Source organism: Pseudomonas viridiflava (assembly GCF_900602065.1).
In the GTDB taxonomy this organism is placed as follows: domain Bacteria; phylum Pseudomonadota; class Gammaproteobacteria; order Pseudomonadales; family Pseudomonadaceae; genus Aquipseudomonas.
Window position 1 is genome coordinate 1 of record NZ_UWFN01000290.1, and the last position, 455, is coordinate 455.

General features: G+C 60.2%; 1 protein-coding gene. It reads left to right on the forward strand.

Annotation, left to right across the window (positions count from 1 at the left end; translation table 11 throughout):
* On the forward strand, positions 1–449 hold a 449-nt coding region (locus tag EE949_RS22235), incomplete at its 5' end, for a 3-deoxy-7-phosphoheptulonate synthase (protein WP_164666816.1).
* Positions 450–455 lie beyond the last annotated feature (6 nt).

A 455-nucleotide genomic window follows, 5' to 3' on the forward strand; every position in this document is an offset into this window, starting at 1 on the left:
TTCGTCTGATCGACATCCTCAACCCGGACAACGATCCGGGGCGCCTGAACCTGATTGCGCGCATGGGTGCGCACAAGGTCGGCGATCATCTGCCGCAGCTGATTCGCGCCGTCGAGCGTGAAGGCCGCAAGGTGCTGTGGAGTTCGGACCCGATGCATGGCAACACCATCAAGGCCAGCAGCGGTTACAAGACTCGCGACTTCGCGCAAATTCTGGGCGAGGTCAAACAGTTCTTCCAGGTGCATCAGGCCGAAGGCACCTATGCAGGCGGCATCCACATCGAGATGACCGGGCAGAACGTCACCGAATGCATCGGCGGCGCCCGGCCTATCACCGAGGATGGCTTGTCGGATCGTTACCACACCCATTGCGACCCACGGATGAATGCCGATCAGTCGCTGGAGCTGGCGTTCCTGATTGCCGAGACACTGAAGCAGGTGCGCCGTTAAGTAATC